We start from the raw sequence: 20,374 nt of genomic DNA, 5'->3' as shown, positions 1-20,374 counted from the left end.
GGTAATCTTGTTGTGTGGACAGAGAAGCGGTGTGGCAGACGGACGCGGAGGCCTTGGCCGACCGTCTCCGTGGGCTGCTCACCGTGGTGCGGTCCGCCGAAGCGGAAATCGGGACTCTGCTGGTGGAAATCGAGTCGCGTGGCGTGATGGAACTGTTCGGCTACCGGTCCACTGCTCGGTTGCTGGAGCACCTCGCGGACATTCCCCACGCGGCTGCCCAGCGCACCGTGGCTCGAGCCCGGGCTCTCACCTCTGCTCACACCCTCGACTCCCCGGCCGCTGTCGCCCCCGCTACCGGCGTCGCTGCTTTGACGGGTGCCCTGAGTACCCCGATGATCGACGCCATCATCGAGGCTGTGTCGCGGATCCCCCTCGAGCACCGCGACTCCGCCGAACAGGATCTGCTGGCTTTCGCCGCCGACGCGGGCCACAAACAAGTCGCCGCCCTGGGCACCCGGATCCTGGCCCACCTCGATCCTGACGGCGCCGAGCCCGAGGACACCGAACCCGCCACCCCGGCCCGGGAACTGTCGCTGCGCCGCAAAAGAACTGGCACCTGGGAACTGTCGGGCCGGTTCGACGACGAGACCGGTACTCGCGCGAGCGCCTTGCTCGACGCGTTGGCCGAACGCCGTACTGCCGAGGATGGCGGAGACTTCCGTTCCCCGCAGGAACGCTACGGCGACGCCTTCTCCGACGCGATCGACCTGGCGTTGAACTCCCCAGAGCTGCCGACGCAGGCTGGTGAACGCGCCCACGTGATGGTCGCAGTGTCACTGGCGGACCTGAGATCCGGTGTCGGCCACGCGACATTGGGCGACACCGGCCGGATCTCGGCCGTCGAGGCCCGCATCCACGCCTGCGACTGCAAGCTGATCCCTACTGTCCTCGGCGCCAGCAGCGAACCTCTGGACCTGGGCCGAGCCCGCCGCCTGATCTCACCCGGCCTCCGCCGGGCCCTGTTCCTGCGTGACCGAGGTTGCGCGTTCCCGGGCTGCCACCGCCCACCCCGGCACTGTCAGGGTCACCACATCCGCCACTGGGCCGACGGCGGCCCCACCGATCTCACCAACCTGGTGCTGCTCTGCGCCCACCACCACCGCCTGATGCATCGCTCGGGTTGGCAGGTCCGCCTCGCCCCCGACGGCCACCCCGAATTCCTACCCCCTCGGTTCCTGGATCAACGTCGAAAACCCAGGCGCAACAACCTGCATCAACCACTGCCCTTCGCAGCGTGATGGGATCGGCCCGCAGCCACCGGCTACGGGCCCACACCCATGTCCATAGATGTTCTGCTCGCACATAAAGCAATCCGCGGCCGGGTCAGGCGGTGCGGGCCTGCCTACTCGCTACAGCAAGCTCGTGCCGAAGAAACGGACTCGTCGAACCCGCGGACCGCCCCGGTGTCGAGCAGGTGATCTCCTGGGGCGTGACGGTCGTGGTCCGGACGTGGTGAGCTGACCGACAAGGCCTGGGCAAGGATCGCGCCGTTGCTGGCGGCGCAGCCACCGGCAGGTGATCAACGCGGTCCTATGGGAAGAACGCACCGGTGCGCCTTGGCGTGATCTGCCGGAACGGTACGGACCCCGCACGAGCGATTGCGCAAGCGGACCGCGAACGGGACGTGGCAACGGATCCCTTGGCGGTGATCCTCACCCCCGATCAGGCCGGAGACAATCCACTGCTGCTGGGCGGGTGCTGGCCGACAAGGCCTACACCCAGCCTCTCCAAGCTGCGCAACGTAATCGAGCCCGGCTCAAGCAATTCCGCGGCCCGGCCACCTGATACGCCAAATGAGCGGCCTACCACCGCGCCTGCGGCGTCCGTCACCTCCGATGAAGATCCCCAGGACACGCCCTACTTCTCCGCGCGGGCCAGCTTCGACGGCCACCACACGCGGCGCCCCACGTCCACGGTCAGCGCCGGCACCAGCAGCGACCGCACCAGCAGCGTGTCCAGCAAGACGCCGAACGCGACGATGAACGCGATCTGCGCCAGGAACAGGATCGGGATGACCGCCAGCGCCGAGAACGTCGCCGCCAGCACGACGCCGGCCGACGTGATCACCCCGCCGGTCAGCGACAGCCCGCGCAGCGTGCCGACGCGTGTTCCGCGGGTCAGTGCTTCCTCGCGGACGCGGGTCATCAGGAAGATGTTGTAGTCGATCCCCAGCGCCACCAGGAAGACGAAGCCGAACAGCGGCACCACCGGATCCGCGCCCGGGAAGCCGAAGATGTGGTTGAACACCAGCGCCGACACGCCCATCGTCGCCGCGAACGACAGGACCACCGTGGCGATCAGCAGCAGGGGTGCGAGCAGCGACCGCAACAACAGGGCCAGTACCAGGAAGATCACCAGCAGCACGATCGGGATGATCAGCGCGCGGTCGTGCTTGGACGTCTGCTGCGTGTCCAGCTGGATCGCCGTCGGGCCGCCGACCTTCGCGTTCGCGCCCGGTACCGCGTGGACGGCGTCGCGCAGCTTGCCGACCGTCGCGACCGCCGCTTCCGAGTCCGCCGGGTCGTCGAGCACGGACAGGATCTGCACGCGGCCGTTCACGACCTTGGGCTTCCCGTCGGGGCCGGGCAGCGGGAACGACTGCGCGATTCCGTCCATCGTGGACGCCTGGAGCACCGCGGGCAGCGCGCCGGCGTCGGCGATCGTGATCGCCGGGGCACCGAGGCCGCCCGGGAAGTGGCGGCCGAGGATCTCCTGCCCCGTGCCGGATTCGACCTCGGTGAGGAACACGTCGGACTGCGCGGTGCCGGACGCCTTGAGCTGCGGCAGGAACGCGACGCCGACGCCGAGCACGAGCGCCGTCACCACCCAGACCGCCCGGGGGCGGCGACCGACCAGCCCGGCCACCCGGCCCCAGATGCCCGCCGTCTCCGGGTGCGGCGAGCCGAGCGCCGGCTTGAACGGCCAGAACGCGCCGCGGCCGCACAGCGCCAGCGCCGCGGGCAGGAACGTCGTCGACGCCAGGAACGCGGCGCCGATGCCGATCGCCGCGACCGGCCCGAGTCCCTTGTTCGAGTTGAGGTCGCTGAACAGCAGGCACAGCACGCCGAGCACGACGGTTCCCGCGGACGCGGCGATCGGTTCCAGCGTCGCGCGCCAGGCGAGCCTCACCGCGTCGAAGCGGCTCGGGGTGTCTCGCAGCTGCTCGCGGAACCGCGCGACGAACAGGAGCGCGTAGTCGGTGGCCGCGCCGAAGACGAGGATCGAGAGGATGCCCTGGCTCTGGCCGTTGAGCGCGAGGACGTCGTTCTTGGCCAGCAGGTAGACGACGAGGCTGGCGAGCCCGAGCGCGAACACCGCCGAGAGCAGGACCAGGAACGGCAGCAGGGGGCTGCGGTAGACGACGATGAGGATCAGCGCGACCACCCCGCCCGCGACGAGCAGGAGGATGCCGTCGATGCCGCCGAACGCCTTCACCAGGTCGGCGATCTGCCCGGCGGGCCCGGTGACGAGCACGGTGAGCCCTTCGGGGCCGCCGGTGAGCTTCGCGCGGACCTCCTTGACGACCTCGCCGGGGTTGCCGTCGGCGAGGATCGGCACGCTGAGCTGCACGGCCTGGTCGTCCCGCGGCGCCTTTTCGGGGGCTCCGAGCGGGCCGACGACGCCGGGCACGCTGCCGAGCTCGCGCGCCTTGGTCTCGAGGAACTGCCGGTCGGCGGCGGTCAGGCCGGCCGGGCGCTCGGCGACGACGGTCGCGGGCAGCACCTGGCGCGGGGTGAACGCCTTCTGCTCGTCGGAGACCTCGGTGGCCTCGGCCGAGCTCGGCAGGAACGCGGCGTTGTCGTTCTTCGCGACCTCGCTCAGCTTGCCGGCGAACGGCCCGCCGAACCCGCCCAGCCCGAGCCAGGCGACCACGAGCAACGCGGGGAGCAGCCAGCGGAGGCGGCGCGGGGAGTCGTTCATGGTCGCTAAGGTCCTTTCGAGGGCGAACACGCCCTATTGTTCAGCAGGCTGAACATTTTGCACGACGACGCGGAGTGACGGTGAGCACAGCCCCCGAACCCGACCTGAGCACGTGGCCCACCGGGCGCCTGCTGGCCGTCGCCGCCCGGCTGGTGGAGCAACGCTGGGTGACCGTCCTCGCCGGCATGGGGCTCACCCACGCGGGGCTGATCGCGCTGCACTCGCTGCGTGACGGGCCGCTCCCCCAGCGGACGCTCGCCCAGCACTGCCAGGTGACCGACCAGACCATGAGCCGCACGCTCGACCGCCTCGCGAAGGCGGGTTTCGTGACGCGGACGCCGGACCCGGCGGACGCCCGGCGTCACCTGACCCGGTTGACTTCGGCCGGCCGGACGATCCACGAACGGGCGGTGCGCGCCGAGCCCGCCCTGCTCGGCGGGCTCGGGGCGGACGACGCTTTCCGCGCCCGGCTGCTGGAGGTGATCACGAGCCTGTCGGCGGGCGATTGAGACGTCGCGGGGCTGGGTAGGTTCCCTGGCATGTGGATCGCGGTGAGCACCCCAGTGGCCCTCCTGATCGCTACCGTCCTGATGGAGCGGTTCGAACGACGATGCCGCCTGGTGCCGACCGCCGAGACCGAACAGCCTCGCGTCGCACGCTGACCCCTCATTTGTGATCCACGTCTCACTCTCCTCCCACGAGAACCTCGGGCCCGTCCCCCGGCGACTGACCGGGTGGATCCGGCGGACCGAGACCGGGTTCAAGGGAGGAGAACACCATGCGCAGCAACCCGAAAACCGTTCGCACCGCACTCGGCCTGGCCCTCGCGGCCGGCTTGGTCACGGCGGCGAGCATCGGGATGGCCGGGGGCGCGACGGCGCAACCGGGGAGCACGGAGGGGACGATGACGAACGCGAACCAGCCCCCGAAGGGGGCGCGGGCCACCGTGCAGGTGAGCCCCAACCCGACCACCCACCGCGGCCAAGAGGTGACGATCACCGGCGACTGCGGCGGCGGCACGGGCCTGAAGTCCGTGCTCGGCGGCTTCCCGGAGCGGCCGGCACTCGAGAACATCCGGATCCTGTCGGCCGGCCCGGACCACTTCGTGGCCAAGGCCACCGTGGTGCAGACCATCGGCAACGGGGTGGGCCCGGTCTTCGTGGACTGCGGTGGCGAAGCGGGCGTGACCCTGCTGGTCACCCACGTCTGAGCGCGTGAACGGGCGGACCGCTCACCGGCGGGGTCCCGGTGAGCGGTCCGTTTCCGGCAATGCCCGCGGAATTCAGCAGGTCTTCCACGCGAAGTGGTAAATCGTGTCCACGCTCGCGTGTTCGGAATCCATTTCGATGAAAGTCGCACCACTCGAGGTGCCCGCGTCCGCCCGCAGTTCCGCGTTGACGTTCAGGTTGCGGCTCTCCCCGCACGGGGCGAACACCAGCTCCGCGACCTCGGTCACGTCCGAGGCCCGCCACACGCCGTGGAACGGGCCGGGGAAGGTGTGGCGCACCCGCGCGGTCGGCGACGTCCCCGCGAAGTAGTAGTTGGCCTGCTCGAGCGCGCTCGCCCCGCTCTCGATGTGCGCGAAGCCGCGGTACTCGGCTTCGGCGATCGCGTACGTGAACCCTTGCGGGACATGGACGAGCACGTTGATCTGACAGTTCTTCCGGGCTTCGAGCGCCGGAGCGCCGCCGCCGGCCTTGGCAGTGAAGTTCGTGTAGTGCACCGTGAAGGACGTGTTGTCCGAGGCGACGTCCGCCGACGCGGTGGCGGTGCCGGCCGGGCAGCCGGAGCCGTTGATGGTCTTGATGTCGAGCGTGATCTTTTCGGTCGGAGCCGAAGCGGCCGAGGAATCGACGGGAACTGCGAGCGCGGACAGAACCATTCCGGCGACGACCGAAACAACGAACATGACGCTCCTCCAAACGGGCCACGGTGCCTGGTGATCGAGCCGATCGCGCGCGGAGCAGATCGTAGCGCGATCGCAACCTATTCGACGGCCACTGAACGGAGTAACACCACCGCGAAGAGTACGGGAAATCCATTTCCCGCAATTTCACGGCAAAAAACGAGGAATACTCGGATGTTCGAAGGTCAAGAGTGGTCCGGACCACTCCCGTGCCGGAGCGAATACGGCGGGGTCGCGCCGCCGAGGAGCGCCTCGGCGTCCAGCGTCGCCGCCGCGCTCCCCCGCTCCGCGAACCGCCGCGCCACCAGCGCGCCCGGGTCGTCGACCTGGTCGGCGCGGCCGGACAGGAACGCCCACTCGTGCTCGTCGGACCCGAAGTACAGGACCGTGCCGAACACCTCGCGGAACCGGCGCCACGACGCCCGCAGCGTCTCGTTGCGCCACAGCGTCGGGCAGCCCGCCTGGCCGGTCACCACGCCGCCGGGCGCGAGCAGCCGCGCGCAGCGGGTGAGGAAGTCCGTGCCGTACAAGCGGTTGTGCTGCGCGTCCGGGTCGGTGTTCTCGTCCGGCAGGTCGATCACGACGACGTCGTAGGTCAGCCCCTGGTCCGCCGCCGCGGCCAGGAACGTCCAGCCGTCCTCGAAGGACACCCGGATCGGGCCTTCGCCCCGCGAAGCCCGCTCCAGCTCCGCTGGCGTGTAGCCGTAGGGCAGGTGCTCGGCGCAGGCGCGCACGGCCTGCTCGTCGATGTCGACGTGGTCGACGTGCGCCGCCCCGGCGGCCACCGCCAGCTGGGAGGCGACCCCTTCGCTCGACCCGATGACGAGCACCCGGCGCACCTGATCGGCCAGCAGCAGCGCGGGCAGCATCAGAGCTTCGTGGTAGACGAGCTGGCTCGCCTCGGTGCTCTGGCGCTCGCCGTCGCAGAACAGCGAGACCCCTTGCGCGGTCTTGCCGATCAGCACGTGCTGGTACGGCGTGCGCTCGTCGTACCCGACGTCGCCGACCTCCCACACGCGGGTGAGGCCGGGGCCGACCGGTTCGGGGATCTGGGGCATCAGCGTTCTCCGCGGTGCAGGACGGAAAGGTGGACCGAAGCGGCGTCCAGCGACTTCGCCAGCAACCGCAGCGCGTGCTCGGGGTCGGCGCGCTCGCCGCAGGTGAACACGTCGGCGAACAGCGAGCCGTGCTCGGGGTAGGTGTGCACGGACGCGTGCGACTCGGCCAGCAACGCGATCACGGTGGCGCCCTGCGGCGCGAACCGCTTGGCGACGACGTCGACGACCGTGGCGCCCGCCTCGGTCACCGCGGCGCGCAGCAGCTCCCCCAGCCGCACGGGGTCGTCGAGCAGGCCGGGGTCGACGCCGTGCAGCTCGGCCAGCACGTGCCGCCCGGTGAACCGGCCGACCTCAGACATCCACCCACCTCCCGAGGCAGTACGTGCGCAGCGGCTCGATGCCGTTGAAGCCCACCGACGCGTAGCTGGCGGTGTAGGCCCCGGTGCCCGGCACGTCGAGCCGGTCGCCGGTCCGCAAGGCCAGCGGCAGCTGGTACGGCGTCCGCTGGTAGAGCACGTCGTCGCCGTCGCAGGTCGGCCCGGCGAGCACGACCGGGCCGCTCGGGCCGCCGGGCGGGTCCACCGGCTCGAACCGGTAGGCGATCGCCTCGTTCTCGGCCTCGGCGAGGCCGTTGTAGCGGCCGATGTCGAGGTACACCCAGCGCCGCTCGCCCCGCTGCGCGACGAGCACGACCTCGGTCCGCAGCAGGCCCGCGTCGGCGACGAGCACCCGGCCCGGCTCCAGCAGCAGCTCGGGCCGGTTCCCCGGGAAGTGCGTGTCGACGGCCGCCGCGATCGTCGTCGCGTACGCGTCCAGCGACGGGACGCCGGTCCGGTGCGCGGTCGCGAAGCCGCCGCCGAGGTTGAGCCGCGTCATCGCGACCCCCTGCGCGCCGGCCTCGGCGAACAGCTTCGCCGCCGTCGCGATCCCGATCTCCCACGCGGTGACGTCCGGCTGCTGCGAGCCGACGTGGAAGGCGATGCCGGGCCGCAGCCCGAGCGCGGCCGCGCGCAGCACCAGGTCCAGCGCCTCGGCCGGCTCGCAGCCGAACTTACGGCCGAACGGCGTCACCGAGTCCGGCGCGTCGAACACCACCCGGATCGACACGGCCGAGCCGGGCGCGTGGCGGCCCAGGTGGTCGACGTCGTCCGGGGCGTCCGAAGTGAACTCCCGGACGCCGTGCTCGAAGGCGAACGCGATGTCCCGCGGCTTCTTGATCGGGTTGCCGTAGGCGATGTCCGCCGGCTCGGCCCCGCGCGCCAGGCACAGCGCCAGTTCGGCGGGGCCGGCCACGTCGAAGCCGGCCCCGGCCGCCACCAGCGCGTCGAGCACCGGCGGCGCCGGGTTGGCCTTGACCGCGTACCGGATCAGCGCGCCGGGGAAGGCCGCGCGGAACTCCCGCGCCCGGGCGGCGACGACGTCGGTGTCGACGACCAGGCACGGCGTCGGCGGGTCCTGCTCGGCCAGGAACCGGCGGATGGGGTCGGCGCGCACGGCGCCAGTGTCGCAAACCGCGTCAGACGAACCGCCACAGGTGGTCCGGTGTCCCGTTGTCGTCCCACTGGGTCACCTGGGCGCCGTCCGCCGTGGACTGCTGGTCGACGGCCATGACCTTGCCGCTGCGGACGTTGACGATCTTGGACCAGCCGCCGCCGGCGTCGACGATCCGCCAGTTGTGGTCCGGCGTGCCGTTGTCCTGGTACTGCTGGACGTGGGCGCCGTTGTCGAGGCTCTGGTCGTGCACCGCGAGGACCTTGCCGCTGTTGCGGTTGACGATCCGGACGGTGCCGTCGCCGTTGTCCACGACGGCCCAGAGGTGGTCGGCCGTGCCGTTGTCCGTCCACTGCGTGACCTCGGCGGTGTCGGCCAGCGCCATGTTCGAGACGGCGAGGACCTTGCCCGAACGCTGGTTCTGCAGCTTCCGCCACACCGTCGTCGACGCGGCCGGGCGGGTCAGCAGGGCGAGGTAGCCGCCGGCGACCGGGCGGGCCTGGAAGCCGCGCTGGGTCGCGTCGGCGACGACGTACCAGTCGGTGAACGCCACCCGCTGCGGCGTGCTGTTCGCGAAGCTGTAGACGCCCTCGACCAGGGTGGTGCGGATGTTCGGCTGGTCGGTGAGCCAGGCCGCGGTCCACAGTTCCCAGTCGGCCTTCGTGTAGTTGTTGCGCGGATCGAGCAGGACGCCGTGGGCGCCCGCGCGGGCCTGGTACCAGGCGGCCTCCTGCGCCGCGACGCCGAGCGGGACCAGGTCGAGGCCGAGCACGCGGTCGGCGAAGCCGTTGTACTTCAGGCTCCAGGTGCCGTCCTGGTCGTAGGCGAGCTTGAGGTGCTGGTTCGACGGGTCCTGCGCGAGCGTCACCCACTGGCTGATGTAGCTGCGGGAGGTCGAGCGGTAGCGCTGGGCGTCGGCGGTGTTGCCGACGGCGGCGGCGATGATCCCCATCGCCCCGACGCCGATGATGCCCTTGAGCGCGAGGTTGGCGCTGTGGGCGATGAAGCCGGTGAAGTCGTCGGTCTGGTTCTGGAAGCCGGGGTCGAGGGTCGCGCCGATCAGGTACTCGGCCCACTGCCGCAGGATCCGGTAGTGGGTGCTGGCGAAGGACACGGCTTCGGCCGACGGGAGCCGCTGCACGAGCGCGGCCGCCATGATCAGCATGTTGGCCGACTCCTCGACCGGCATGCTCTCCTCGTTGCCGTCGTTGTGCCCGGCCGCGTCCGGGTAGTGCGCGCCGATGTCGTGCTCGGCGAACTGCATCGGCCAGCCGCCGTGCTCGGGGTAGTCGAGCAGCGGTTCCAGGATCAGCCGCAGGTAGGCCGGGGAAAGGTAGAGGTAACCCGGGAACGCCGGGTAGGTGACGTCCACTGTGGACATGTTGCCGCTGGAGGAGATCTCCTTGAGGAAACCCCACGGCGAGCCGCCGCGGTCGACCAGCTCGGTGCCGCCGAACGCCTGGCGCAGCGCGAGCGCGCAGATCGCGGCGCAGTGCTCGCCCGTGCTCCCGCCCCCGGCCGCGGCGACGGCGTCGTCGTGCAGGCGCTGGTCGATCGCGGTCGCGGCGGACAGCGCGCTCGCGTAGTCGTTCGCGAACCAGACGGCCATGTCCTGCCAGCTGCCCCAGTAGTGCGTCCACCAGGGGTTCAGGGTGGTGCCGAGGTAGCGGACGGCGGGCGTGCGGACATGCCCGATCGAGAGCGTGAACGGCGCCGAGGAGCCACCGGCCGGGATGGTGCCGAGGTCCCGGTTGAACGCGAGCACCGGCCACCGGTCGCTGATCGCGCGCGGCTGGGCGGTGTCGCTGGTGTTGTTGAGGGCACCTTGACCGGCCGAAGCGGCGCGCACGACGGTGTCCTGCCCGATCTGCCAGCTCACCCCGGACGTGGGCGCGGCCAGCACGAGGGAGCCCCAGCTGGCCTGGTCGCCGTTCTCCTGGAGGACGCCCGGGCTGGCGGGGGTGCAGCTGAGGAGGGTGTAGCCGTTCCGTTGCTGCTGGGTCCAGGTGACCGGGGTCGCGGTGGTGCCGTGCACCCACTCGGCGGAGGTGTCGAAGTGCAGGTCGACGGCGTGCGCGCGCCCGTCGGCGCTGGCTGCCTGGACGGTCACGTAGCCGAAGGGCACGCTCTGGCGTTGCAGGTTCGCCGGGTCGACCGGTGAGAAGAACGTGACGGTGAGGTTCACGCCCCCGCCGGTGAGGACGTAGGTCGAGCGGGTGCCGGTGACCTGCAGGCTGACCTGCGTCATGGCGGTGAGGGCGGGACCGGACGGCAGCCCGGGAGCCCCGGCGAAGACGTACGCGGCGCCGTCGATGCGGGCGAGGCCGCACAGCGCGGTGACGTGCCCGGTCCAGAAGCTGGCCCAGGTCCCGGGCAGGTTGTCGACGGGCTGCCAGGTGGACAGGTAGGGCGACCGGACGATGAGCGGGGTGGCGGGCGGCCGGATCGGGCTGAAGGTCCCGGCTACGGCGACGGTCGCGGGCAACCAGAGCGCGGCGGCCACGGCGGCGGCGGTTCCCCCGGCGAGCCGGAGCAGGTCGCGACGGGTGAGGTGAGCACGTGCGGGCGAGGACATCGGTGACCCCTTCGACGGCGTGCGAACAGGCGCGGACCAACTTTTACATCGTTGGTACAACGTTGTAAATCCGCCGAAGGTCGGCTGGGAGGCGGGGTGCGGACCACGGGAGCCGCAGGTCCGGGGACGATTCGGACGTCGCGGACAGGGTGGTGGACCGGGTCGGGTGGCGCGGCGGGAGAACCGGCTCGCTGGGCGTTGGTCGCGGGCAGGCTCGCGGGGCGCTGGCCGGGCAGTGGCCCGGCCGCCAGTCGAGAGCCGGCGGCGCCAGTCGAGAGCCGGCGGCGCCAGTCGAGAGCCGGCGGCGCCAGTCGAGAGCCGGCGGCGCCGGTGTGCGGCACCCGACCAGCACCTCCCCCGGGCAGCGCCGGCCGCAGCGAGCCGCTCGTGGCAGCCCGGTCGGTCCCAGGTGTTCCCGGTCTGGCCCGCCCCGGCTTCCGGCGTAGTAAGCCGGGCCGGCCATAGGCTGTTTCGGCAACGCCGGGCAGCTTCATCCGGGCCGCGCGCGACCTCAGGCGGTGCGCGCGGGGCGGTCCGAAGGCGGCCACACGTACGGCAAGTCCGCCTCCACGTCCGGGAACTGCGCGCCGTAGTGGTCCGGGTCCTTGCGCACCAGTGCGGACTGGTGGCTGCGGTGCACCGCGTCGTCGCCCAGCCAAGGCGGCAGCTCGCCGGCGGCCGCGAGCTCGGCCTGCGTGCGGATCGTGGTGCCGCCGAGGGATCGCGTGTACTCGTCGGCGAGCTTCACCGCGCACGTGTCGGCCGCACCCAGCGCGCGCCACACCGCGCAGACCTCGAAGCCGTAGCGGGTCAGGGCTTCTTCGTAGCCGGTCCACATCTTGGCCGCGGGGTGGTGGCGCCAGCCGTAACCCGGCACTACCAGCGCGCGCAGCACCTGGAGTGCTTCGACGCGCTGTTTGCCGAGCCGGCGCCGGTCGAGTGTGCGGGCGCTGGCCGTGAAGTCGGCGCAAGGCAGGAACGTCTGCATCGGACGCGGGTTACCCCGCCGCCGGGCGCCCACACGTGGATCCCTCCGCGGCCCGGGGTCCGGGGGCCGCGGAGGGACCGGATCACCGGCGGTCCGTGCGTCCCTTGGCCGCGGCGGCCGGTTCCGGCTCGACGCTCACCCGCGGGCGCAAGGGCAGGTTTTCCAGCCCCTCGACGTCGAGCACCAGGAACCAGTGGGCGTTGGCGGGGATGTGGATCTTGAACATCGGTGCGGTGGCCACCCCGCCGTGCATCCGGTAGTACTGCCGGCGCCGGTATGCCTGGAAGTTGACCTCCGTCAGGAGCCTGACGTTGGCCATCGCGTCCAGGCGGACGGTGACCACCGCGTCTCTTCGCACTTTCCCGAGGTCGAACACGTTCGCTTCCATTACGTCCCTCTTCCACGCGTGGTTGGTCGGTTCGAGTTCTGGTCGCGGGCAGCGCGGATCGCGCCGCGAATCGCGACGGAGCGGAAGATCGAGACGGGCCTAGCCGGGACCGGTGCCCGGTTCGCAGGGCCGGAAGAGCGGCACGAAGTCCTCGGACACCCGCGCAACGGGCCGCAGGTCGCGGGTCCCGTGGTGTGAGGTCAGGAACGCGGGCGGAATGGAACTGCCGCCACTACCGGCGAGATCGGACGGCACCGGCGCCCCGGGAACCATCGGCGCGGGCGGGTTCTTCGCGGGTCCCCGGCCGGCTTGGGACGTCCGGTCCGGCTGGTGCGCCGGACGTGCCCGGTGCGCCTTTTGCCCCGGCCGCTGGATTTCCGCGTCGTACAGCCGGCTGTGTTCAGACGTGGTCACGTTCGCGGGCACTGGGAGAACGGCTTTCCGCGACGGCGGTGTGAACTTCCCCTGCAACACGGGCGGCTCGACGACATCGGGCACGGGCCTGGGCCGCGATTCACCGCCGTTCCCGGCGGTGCCGGTCACGGGAGCGACGATCGGCTCGACGGTGTTCACCACCGGCTGCACGACATCGGTCACCGGCGCGAGAACTTTGGTGGCGGTCCTGGTCACGGGCGACAGCACCGGCCCGACCACGCGCACGACGGGCTTCACCACGGCACCGACGGTGGAGGTCACCGGCCTCGCCACGACTTGCACGACATCGGTCACCGGGTCGAGCAAGGTCCCCGCGACGGCACCTGCGGTCTCGCCGACCGGCTTGACGGCACTCGTCACCGGCCCGGCGATCGAGGCAACGGGTCCGACCACAGCAGCAGCCGCATTGGTAATCGGCTCGGCGGAGCGCACGACCCGCGCTATCGGCTCGAGCACGGGTGTGACGGGCTTGGTGACAGCCTCAACGGACCGCACCACCGGCGCAGTCCCCAGAGCGGCCACCGGCTCGGCAGCGCGGGCGGCCTGGGATACGGGCCCGACCACCGAAACCACCGCGGCGGCCACCGGCTCCGCGGCACGAGCGGCCTGCCCAGTGAGCTCGACCAGCGGCTCGGCCGAGCGCACAGCCTGGGCAACCACCGGCGAAACAACACCGGCGGCCACCGACCCGGCTGAGCGTGCAGCCTGCGCCCCCGGCTCAACCACTGGCGAAACCGCACCAGCAGACACCGACCCAGCCGAGCGGGCAGCCCGCGCTCCCTGCGCAGCCACCGGCACAACCACACCGGCAGTCACCGAACCGGCCGAGCGGGCAACGTGCGCCCCCGGCGAAACCACACCGGCGGCCACCGACCCGGCTGAGCGAGCAACGTGCGCCGCTGGCAAAACCACACCGGCAGCCACCGGACCAGCCGAGCCGGCAGCCTGCGCCCCTGGCTCAACCAATGAGGAAGCCACAGGCCCCGCCGACCGGGCACCCCGCGGCCCCGGCTCAACCACCGAGGCAGCCGCGGACCCCGCCGAGCGAGCGGGCTGCCCTGCGCGCTCGACCACCGACGAAACCACGCCGCCAGCCACCGACCCTGCCGAGCGGGTGACCTGCGCGCCAGCCTCGGGCGCGCGCACAACCTTCGCCGCCGCCTCGACCACCGGCGGAACCGCCGGGCCAGCCAGGGGCGCGGCCTGTGAGGCCGGTCCCGCTGAGCGCGAGAGGTGCGCCGCCGGAGCGGCTGGGCGCGCGGTCCGCGCCACCGAGTCGGGCACGACCTTCGCCGCCGGAAGTGGAGCGGGCAAATGCGCATCCCGCGCCGCCGCACGCACCACCTGCGTGACCGCCCCGAGCCCACCCGGGCCATCCCCCGCCGAAGCACCCGGCGTCGCCGCTGAAGCGTCGCCCGAAGTCAGCCACAGGATCAGCCACAAGCCCACAGCCGTGCCGGCCACCAGCAGTAGCCGGCGCGTGGCTACCGAGGCGGCGCCGGCCACGTCGTGAGCCCGGGTCACGTCGGCGAACCTCCAGATGCGAATGCGCTGGCATGGGACGTACCCTTCAACGTTCCGCATCACACCCGTGCTACGCGCCGCTTGTCGCTTCCACTCGTCCGGACTAATCCGGAAGTGTCAGCAAGCCTGAGTGAAGACTCCACTCGGCCCTCAGCGATCGTCCGGTCGCCACAAAGATGTGCGTCCGAAACCGAATCAGCTTTCCTGAGAGCGACGGACGTCCGACAGCGCTCCCAGCGCCGTCACCCCGTGCTGCAGCCCCTCGCGGAACGTCGCACGCTGACCGGGACTGAGGTCGGCCAGCAGCGCGTGCTCCACCTCGCCGACCGCGGGGGCGCAGCCGGCCAGCAGGGACTGGCCCGCGTCCGTCAGGCCGGCCAGCAGGACGCGCTTGTTGCCCGCCTTCGGGGTCCGCGCGATCAGCCCGCGCTTCTCCAGCGCCAGCACCATCTCGTGCATTGTCTGCGGCCGCAGGAACGAGCGGCGGGCCAGCTGCGCCGACGACAGCGGGCCGCTCGCCTGCAGCACGGTCAGCGCCGTGTACTGCAGCGTCGTGAGCCCCAGCGGGCGCAGCGCGTCGTCGAGCAGCGCCCTGATCACCAATTCGAGCCGTTTGACCAGGTAGAGGGTCAACGGCGCGCCGGCGGGGTGCTGCTCCGCGGAGGTGCTCACGCGCTCATCATGACACGCACCGGCCGCTATGCTCCGATCATGGACCTCGGTCGGCAGACCCGCGTGCGGCAGGCGTTCGACACCTTCTTCGCGCCCCCGGAACCGGCCGCCGGGCCGCACGTCCTCGAGCTCTTCCGCCGCACCGCCGAAACCGTGCCCGCGTACCGGAAGTTCCTGGAAGAACACGGCATCGCACCCGAAGCCGTCACAACGATGGCCGCCTTCAAGACTCTCCCGCTCGTCGACAAGGCGGGCTACCACCGGAAGTACCCGCTGCCCGAGCTGTGCCGCGGCGGGACCTTCGACGGCAACGACATGATCGCCGTCTCCTCCGGCTCCAGCGGCCACCCCACCATCTGGCCGCGCGCGCTCGAAGACGAACTGCACGTCGCCCGCCGCTTCGAACAGGTGCTCGTCGACGGTTTCCACGCCGACCGCAAGAAGACCCTCGCCGTCGTCTGCTTCCCGCTCGGGACCTGGGTCGGCGGCCTCTTCACCACGGCGTGCGTGCGGCACCTCGCCGCCAAGGGCTGTCCGGTCACCGTCGTCGCGCCCGGCAACAACAAGGCCGAAATCCTGCGCGTGCTCCCCGAGCTCGCGCCGCACTTCGAGCAGGTCGTTCTCCTCGGCTACCCGCCGTTCGTCAAGGACGTCGTCGACACCGGCCTGGCCGAAGGCGTCGACTGGCCCGCCTACGCGATCAAGCTCGTCCTCGCCGGCGAGGTCTTCAGCGAGCAGTGGCGCGACCTCGTCGCCCGGCGCGCCGGCGTCGCCGACCCCGTCACCGACATCGCCTCGCTCTACGGCACGGCGGACGCGGGTGTGCTGGGCACCGAAACACCGGTGTCCGTGGCCATCCGCCGCTTCTTCGCCGGCCACCCGGACCTCGCCCGCGACGTCTTCGGCGACGCCCGGCTCCCCACCCTCGTGCAGTACGACCCGGCGAGCCGGTTCTTCGAGGTGCACGACGGCACGCTCGTCTTCAGCGCGGACGGCGGGATCCCGCTGATCCGCTACCACATCGCCGACGACGGCGGGGTCCTGCCGCACGCCGAGCTGCTCGCCTACTGCGCGCGCCACGGCTTCACGCCGCCACCCGGGCCGGAGCTGCCGTTCGTGTACGTGTTCGGCCGCTCGCTGTTCACGGTGTCGTTCTTCGGCGCGAACGTCTACCCGGAGAACGTCACGGTCGGCCTGGAGCAGCCGGGCATCAGCGACACCGTCACCGGCAAGTTCGTCATCGAGTCGGTCGAGGACGCCGACCGCGACCGGCGGCTGCGGATCACCGTCGAGACGGCGCCGGGCGCGAGCGCCGACGCGGGCCGGATCGCGGAATCCGTGCGCGCGCAACTGGTCCGGCTCAACAGCGAGTTCGCGCACTACGTCCCGGCGGAGCGGCAGCTGCCCGACGTCGTGCTGCGCCCGGCCGGGGATCCCGAGTACTTCCCGGTCGGGGTGAAGCACCGCTACACGCGGCCGTCCTAGGGCCGCGCGAGCTTGCGGAACCGCTCACGCCGCTCGCCGGCGGACGAACCGTCGGCGATGTCGTCGTCGAACCACGAGCACAGCGCCGCCCACAGCTGGGCACGCGCGGCGTAGTCGTTCTCCGCGACCAAAGTGTGCTCGAGTTCCGCGATGTCGGCGACCAGCTGGTCGAGGCGCTGGTCGCACAGGCGCACGTATTCGCGGACGACGACGTTCGCGTCCAGCCCGGTCTTCCCGCGCCGGCCCGCCGCGCCGCGCAGCTGGGCGTGCAGGCGTTCCTCGCTGTAGAGCGGGAAACCCGAGATCGACCCGGGGTAGCCGGACTCGGCCGACCACTCGCGGAACGCGCAGATCGCCTGGTAGCGCGTGTACCAGTCCTGCTTCCCGGTGGCCAGCGCGGTCAGCTTCCGCCAGGCGTCGCGGTCCGCGGCGCGCCGGCGGTCGACGGTCCGGCTGTCCGGTGCCGGCTCCTCGGGCCGCGTCCGCCAGAAGTGCGCGCGGCAGCCCGCGATCTCGGCGACCAGCTGCCGGACGTAGCTGACCTGCTCCCACACGTGGGCGCGTTGCGGGCGCAGCGGCGCGGCGCGGTCCGGGGAGAAGGTGACCATCTCGAAGACGCGGAACAGTTCGTGCCCCCGCAGCGCGGCGAGGTCGGGGTCCTCCCCCATCACCCACGAACGGCGCTCGGGGAGCCGCCCGCTGTGGCTGATCGTCGCCGCCTGGTAGAGCTCGCGCACCGCGCGCCGGGCCACTTCGTCGCGCGCTTCGCCTTCCAGGCGGGGATTCCGGGCGCGGTCGCGCAGGTCGCGTTCGCCGCGGGGGCCGACTTCGAGCATCGCGACGGCGTACACGCTCGCCGCGTTGTAGCACTCCTCCCACGAACTGCGCGGCCCGGCGGCCTCGACGGTGGCGTCGAGCGCCCGCGGGTCCGGCGGCCAGCGCCGGTCCGGGCAGACGTCGGCCAGCCGGACGCGGCTGCCGGGGTAGGCGGGCTGCGGTTCGGGGACGGCGCCGGTGACCGGCTCGATGTCCGCCATCGCCCGGCGCAGCACCGCCCACACCAGGGACAGGTCGAGCGCGCGGTTGGTCAGCTGCTGCCAGCTGCGGCGCCAGCGCCTGCCGAACCGGCGGTAGTCCTCGACGAGCCGTTCGATTTCGTACTGCGAGAGCGCGCCCAGGTAGGACCGCATTTCCGCGGCGCGCTGGTTGTACTCGGCCAGCTGTGCCGGGGTCGCCTCCTGGACGACGAGCTCCTCGACGGGCACGCGCAGCACGCGCCGGTGCAGCGCCAGCCGCTTCTCGCGCGGGATCGCGTACCGCTGCGTCCGGACGTCGAGGTCGACGTAGCGGCGGAAGCGCAGCTCGATCGCGGCCCGCAGTTCGGTGCGGCGCTGCGCCCGCGCGTCACCCGGGACGCCCGCGGTGGTGCGCCGCACCCACCAGGAGCCGGCCACGGAATCGCCGTGCCCGAGCACGAGCGCGTGCCGGTAGCGGGCGATGAGCAGGGCGACTTCGCGGCCGCGAGTGTCGCCCCGGGGCTGGCGCGCGAAGTCGGGGCCGATCCACCAGCGGGCCAGCGTCGGGTGGCCCCGGCTGCAGACGGTGATGACGTCGTCGTACGTGGCGAGCGCGTCGAGGTGGAGGTCGAGCTGCTCCTGGAGCGCGGCGATCTCGAGTCTGATGTAGACGTTCGCCGGATCGAGGCTGACCGCGCGGTAGTACTCGGCGAGGGCTTCGTCGTAGCGGCGGTAGGTGATGAAGTGGTTGGCGCGCTGGTAGGCGTCGAAGAGTTCGTAGGGGATCTTCGCGTCCCGCCAGGCGACCCAGTGGATGTTCGTGCGGACGTACGCGCTGCGCGGGATGACCAGCGCGGCCACGGCGTTCGCCGCGCGGTGCAGCACGCGCGCCCAGTTCTCGTCCTCGATGACGAGCGGGCTCGCGGCGAAGCGCGGGACGCGGACGAGCTCGAGGATGAGCTGGTAGCGGCCGCTCGTGTTGCCCGGCCGGATGGTGCCGCTGACGGTGAACGCGGCGGGTGGCTGCGCGAGCCGGATCAGCTTCGTCGCGGCCTTCCACCAGCCGTCGGCGGAGTCGCCGGCGTGCTCGACGATCTGGATGAAGTCGTACGAGCTGCCGACGCCCGGCACCGGGGTCGGCGTGTAGAGGCGCGAATCGTTGAGGAACCGCTTGAAGGTGGCGGTCAGTTCGACGGCGGAGTCGATCTCGCGGTCGTGGCTGCCTTCGGGCCGTTCGTCGGCGAAGAGCCGGATGTCGATCTGGTTGGCCCGGTAGGCGGCGGCTTCGAGCCGCGCTTTGCCGACGAAGTACAGCGTCAGCACGACGGAGACGAGCACGACGGAGGTCTGCAGGACGGTCCAGGTGATAACGCTCGCGACCTTCGGGTCGCGGACGAAGGTCCAGGTCTGGAAGAACGGCAGGTACGGCACGACGGCGAACCCGGCGGCGACGAGCCCCGCCGCCCCGGCCGCCAGCCACCACCTGATCCGGTGGGTCTCGGGCAGTTCGGCCTCGTCGAAGCCCCCGTGCCGCCGCGCGGACACCATCGATCACCCCCTCGTGTCAGGTTACTCGCGGAGGGGGTGCGTTTCGTTACCCCCCGTGATCCGCGAGTTCGGCGATGACCTGGGCGTGACACGGTTCGGGGACGCACCAGCACCCGAGGCGGCAGCCGCGGAGCCCGGGCAGCAGGGCGAACAGATCCGGCCGCGACAGCAGGTGCTCGCGGTACTGGGCGACGACGTCTTCGCGCGAGCCGTCCGGACCGGGCCGGAAGGGACTGGCGAGCTTCGAGCCTTCGAGGTGCCAGCCGCCGCGGTGCATGGCCCGCCCGACGTAGACGACGTCGGCGTACTCCGGATCGTCCCGGTGCCCCTTCAGGTTGACGACCGTGGTGGGCATGCGACCTCCCTGGGTGGCTTCGCGGCTGGTCTCGCACGTCGCCGGTGGTTCGGCAGCCGGGCCGTGGTCACCGGACCTCGGACGCGCGATGCCGGACCGCCGGCATCCGATGATCCGCCACCAGCTCGTCCAGCCGGCGCCGGGCCCGGGCCGCGGTGGGGCCGGTCAGCTCCGCGCGGGTGGGCAGCACCGCGGTCAGCCCCCAGCCGCGGCCGCGGGCCCACGTGGCTTCGTCGATGTCCAGCTCCGCGCGGAACTCCCGTCGTTCCGCCGCGGACAGCACCGACCACGCGACGATCAGGTCGCACGCCGGGTCGCCGACCGCGAGCGTGCCGAAGTCGATCACCGCGCTCACCCGGCCTTCGCGGGCCAGCAGGTTGCCCGGGGCCGGGTCGCCGTGGATCCACACCGGCGGGCCGGCCCACGGCGGTGCCGCGCGGGCCGCTTCCCAGACCGCCGCCACCGCGTCGAGGTCGATCAGTCCCGCCAGGGCCTCGATCCGCGGGGCGAGGCGGGCGGGGGCGATCGCCGAGTCGCGCTCGTCGGTCATGGCCACCCCGCGGAAACCGTTGCTCCACTGGGGTTGCGGGCCGCCGGTGGCGTCGATCCGCTGCAGCGCGGCGAAGAACCCCGCCAGCTCGCCCGCCGTGCCGGTCTCCGGGTCGACCGCGTCGCCGGGCAGCCAGCGCAGGACCGACCACGGGAACGGGTAGCCCGCTCCCGGTTTTCCTTCGGCGAGCGGAACCGGGACCGGCAGCGGCAGGTGCGGCGCCAGCTTCGGCAGCCACTCCTGTTCCCGCGCCACCTGCCCGGTCCAGCGCGCGTACCGCGGCAGCCGCACGGACAGCTCCGGGCCGAGCCGGTAGGTCGCGTTGTCCACGCCCTGCGACGGCGCCGGCTCGAGCGGGAGGTGCGCCCACCGCGGGAACTGCGTGTCGATCAGCTGCCGGACGACCGGCAGCGTGATGGTGGCTTCACCGGAAGACAGGTCACCCGTGCCCAAGGCACTCCC

Annotated in this window: 18 protein-coding genes and 1 pseudogene; 6 read left to right on the top strand and 13 right to left on the bottom strand. The window is 71.9% G+C overall.

Annotated features, from left to right (window positions below; translation table 11 throughout):
• The first annotated feature begins 14 nt into the window (after nt 1–14).
• Together ACLJQM_RS40765 and ACLJQM_RS40760 are read left to right on the top strand one after the other, a co-directional pair.
• Nucleotides 15–1,238 carry a DUF222 domain-containing protein gene (locus ACLJQM_RS40765; RefSeq protein ID WP_410635683.1) on the top strand — a complete coding sequence of 408 codons (1,224 nt, stop codon included), beginning with the start codon at nt 15–17 and terminating at the stop codon, nt 1,236–1,238.
• A 262-nt stretch (nt 1,239–1,500) separates the two neighbouring features.
• A pseudogene (locus tag ACLJQM_RS40760) lies at nt 1,501–1,584 on the top strand (transposase); the annotation flags it as partial.
• Between the two features lie 273 nt (nt 1,585–1,857).
• Here ACLJQM_RS40760 and ACLJQM_RS40755 read toward each other — a convergent pair.
• On the bottom strand, nt 1,858–3,921 hold the full coding sequence (locus ACLJQM_RS40755; RefSeq protein ID WP_410635681.1) for an MMPL family transporter: 2,064 nt from the start codon (nt 3,919–3,921) through the stop codon (nt 1,858–1,860).
• Between the two features lie 74 nt (nt 3,922–3,995).
• Between ACLJQM_RS40755 and ACLJQM_RS40750 the strand changes: the two genes are divergently transcribed.
• The 3 genes from ACLJQM_RS40750 (at nt 3,996) to ACLJQM_RS40740 (ending at nt 5,131) form a co-directional block, all read left to right on the top strand.
• Nucleotides 3,996–4,430, top strand: a complete 435-nt coding sequence (locus ACLJQM_RS40750; RefSeq protein ID WP_360770699.1) for a MarR family winged helix-turn-helix transcriptional regulator — start codon at nt 3,996–3,998, stop codon at nt 4,428–4,430.
• Between the two features lie 30 nt (nt 4,431–4,460).
• Entirely contained in the window at nt 4,461–4,583 is a 123-nt protein-coding gene (locus ACLJQM_RS40745) for a hypothetical protein (protein ID WP_281506286.1), read from the top strand.
• A 116-nt stretch (nt 4,584–4,699) separates the two neighbouring features.
• Entirely contained in the window at nt 4,700–5,131 is a 432-nt protein-coding gene (locus tag ACLJQM_RS40740; RefSeq protein ID WP_360770696.1) for a hypothetical protein, read from the top strand.
• Between the two features lie 72 nt (nt 5,132–5,203).
• Here the strand turns inward: ACLJQM_RS40740 and ACLJQM_RS40735 are convergent, their stop codons facing one another.
• The 9 genes from ACLJQM_RS40735 to ACLJQM_RS40695 form a co-directional block, all read right to left on the bottom strand.
• Nucleotides 5,204–5,830, bottom strand: coding sequence for a DUF4360 domain-containing protein (locus ACLJQM_RS40735; RefSeq protein ID WP_410635680.1), 627 nt, complete (start codon nt 5,828–5,830; stop codon nt 5,204–5,206).
• 182 nt (nt 5,831–6,012) lie between these two features.
• On the bottom strand, nt 6,013–6,885 hold the full coding sequence (locus ACLJQM_RS40730; protein WP_247023025.1) for a spermidine synthase: 873 nt from the start codon (nt 6,883–6,885) through the stop codon (nt 6,013–6,015).
• Nucleotides 6,885–7,244 (bottom strand): adenosylmethionine decarboxylase, encoded by a 360-nt coding sequence (speD, locus tag ACLJQM_RS40725; protein ID WP_247023024.1) that lies wholly within the window; start codon nt 7,242–7,244, stop codon nt 6,885–6,887. The genes ACLJQM_RS40730 and speD overlap by 1 nt, the downstream gene beginning before the upstream one ends.
• On the bottom strand, nt 7,237–8,379 hold the full coding sequence (locus ACLJQM_RS40720) for a type III PLP-dependent enzyme (RefSeq protein ID WP_410635679.1): 1,143 nt from the start codon (nt 8,377–8,379) through the stop codon (nt 7,237–7,239). Before ACLJQM_RS40720 ends, speD begins: the two co-directional genes overlap by 8 nt.
• A 22-nt stretch (nt 8,380–8,401) precedes the next feature.
• Nucleotides 8,402–10,951 carry a glutaminase domain-containing protein gene (locus ACLJQM_RS40715; protein WP_410635678.1) on the bottom strand — a complete coding sequence of 850 codons (2,550 nt, stop codon included), beginning with the start codon at nt 10,949–10,951 and terminating at the stop codon, nt 8,402–8,404.
• A 511-nt stretch (nt 10,952–11,462) separates the two neighbouring features.
• Entirely contained in the window at nt 11,463–11,939 is a 477-nt protein-coding gene (locus ACLJQM_RS40710; protein ID WP_360770681.1) for an MSMEG_6728 family protein, read from the bottom strand.
• A gap of 82 nt (nt 11,940–12,021) precedes the next feature.
• Complete coding sequence (locus ACLJQM_RS40705; RefSeq protein ID WP_247023020.1) at nt 12,022–12,327, bottom strand: DUF1883 domain-containing protein; 306 nt, start codon at nt 12,325–12,327, stop codon at nt 12,022–12,024.
• Nucleotides 12,328–12,426: 99 nt separating this feature from the next.
• Nucleotides 12,427–13,446 carry a hypothetical protein gene (locus tag ACLJQM_RS40700; RefSeq protein WP_410635676.1) on the bottom strand — a complete coding sequence of 340 codons (1,020 nt, stop codon included), beginning with the start codon at nt 13,444–13,446 and terminating at the stop codon, nt 12,427–12,429.
• A 1,035-nt stretch (nt 13,447–14,481) separates the two neighbouring features.
• On the bottom strand, nt 14,482–14,958 hold the full coding sequence (locus tag ACLJQM_RS40695; protein ID WP_360770678.1) for a MarR family winged helix-turn-helix transcriptional regulator: 477 nt from the start codon (nt 14,956–14,958) through the stop codon (nt 14,482–14,484).
• A gap of 39 nt (nt 14,959–14,997) precedes the next feature.
• Between ACLJQM_RS40695 and ACLJQM_RS40690 the strand changes: the two genes are divergently transcribed.
• Nucleotides 14,998–16,443, top strand: a complete 1,446-nt coding sequence (locus tag ACLJQM_RS40690) for a phenylacetate--CoA ligase family protein (protein ID WP_410635675.1) — start codon at nt 14,998–15,000, stop codon at nt 16,441–16,443.
• Here ACLJQM_RS40690 and ACLJQM_RS40685 read toward each other — a convergent pair.
• The 3 genes from ACLJQM_RS40685 to ACLJQM_RS40675 all read right to left on the bottom strand — a co-directional run bounded on the left by ACLJQM_RS40685 (nt 16,440) and on the right by ACLJQM_RS40675 (nt 20,365).
• The gene (locus tag ACLJQM_RS40685; RefSeq protein WP_410635674.1) at nt 16,440–19,007 is read right to left on the bottom strand and encodes a hypothetical protein; all 2,568 of its coding nucleotides are present in this window, start codon (nt 19,005–19,007) and stop codon (nt 16,440–16,442) included. The two genes, ACLJQM_RS40690 and ACLJQM_RS40685, sit on opposite strands and share 4 nt — an antisense overlap.
• A gap of 46 nt (nt 19,008–19,053) precedes the next feature.
• The gene (locus ACLJQM_RS40680) at nt 19,054–19,362 is read right to left on the bottom strand and encodes a DUF4326 domain-containing protein (protein WP_410635672.1); all 309 of its coding nucleotides are present in this window, start codon (nt 19,360–19,362) and stop codon (nt 19,054–19,056) included.
• Nucleotides 19,363–19,429: 67 nt separating this feature from the next.
• On the bottom strand, nt 19,430–20,365 hold the full coding sequence (locus ACLJQM_RS40675; protein WP_410635670.1) for an aminoglycoside phosphotransferase family protein: 936 nt from the start codon (nt 20,363–20,365) through the stop codon (nt 19,430–19,432).
• Between the last annotated feature and the right edge of the window lie 9 nt (nt 20,366–20,374).

Origin of the sequence: Amycolatopsis sp. cmx-4-83 (assembly GCF_046548815.1) — a bacterium.
In the GTDB taxonomy this organism is placed as follows: Bacteria; Actinomycetota; Actinomycetes; order Mycobacteriales; family Pseudonocardiaceae; genus Amycolatopsis; species Amycolatopsis pretoriensis_A.
The sequence above is the reverse complement of the archived record's forward strand: the minus strand, read 5'-3'. Positions and strand labels throughout refer to the sequence as shown.

Bases quoted from the DNA above. Each gene is read 5' to 3' on its own strand.
- ACLJQM_RS40740 (WP_360770696.1), top strand. From the start codon at position 4,700: ATGCGCAGCAACCCGAAAACCGTTCGCACCGCACTCGGCCTGGCCCTC.
- ACLJQM_RS40755 (WP_410635681.1), bottom strand. From the start codon at position 3,921: ATGAACGACTCCCCGCGCCGCCTCCGCTGGCTGCTCCCCGCGTTGCTC.
- ACLJQM_RS40715 (WP_410635678.1), bottom strand. From the start codon at position 10,951: ATGTCCTCGCCCGCACGTGCTCACCTCACCCGTCGCGACCTGCTCCGG.
- speD (WP_247023024.1), bottom strand. From the start codon at position 7,244: ATGTCTGAGGTCGGCCGGTTCACCGGGCGGCACGTGCTGGCCGAGCTG.
- ACLJQM_RS40710 (WP_360770681.1), bottom strand. From the start codon at position 11,939: ATGCAGACGTTCCTGCCTTGCGCCGACTTCACGGCCAGCGCCCGCACA.
- ACLJQM_RS40735 (WP_410635680.1), bottom strand. From the start codon at position 5,830: ATGTTCGTTGTTTCGGTCGTCGCCGGAATGGTTCTGTCCGCGCTCGCA.
- ACLJQM_RS40680 (WP_410635672.1), bottom strand. From the start codon at position 19,362: ATGCCCACCACGGTCGTCAACCTGAAGGGGCACCGGGACGATCCGGAG.
- ACLJQM_RS40690 (WP_410635675.1), top strand. From the start codon at position 14,998: ATGGACCTCGGTCGGCAGACCCGCGTGCGGCAGGCGTTCGACACCTTC.
- ACLJQM_RS40730 (WP_247023025.1), bottom strand. From the start codon at position 6,885: ATGCCCCAGATCCCCGAACCGGTCGGCCCCGGCCTCACCCGCGTGTGG.
- ACLJQM_RS40705 (WP_247023020.1), bottom strand. From the start codon at position 12,327: ATGGAAGCGAACGTGTTCGACCTCGGGAAAGTGCGAAGAGACGCGGTG.
- ACLJQM_RS40745 (WP_281506286.1), top strand. From the start codon at position 4,461: ATGTGGATCGCGGTGAGCACCCCAGTGGCCCTCCTGATCGCTACCGTC.
- ACLJQM_RS40685 (WP_410635674.1), bottom strand. From the start codon at position 19,007: ATGGTGTCCGCGCGGCGGCACGGGGGCTTCGACGAGGCCGAACTGCCC.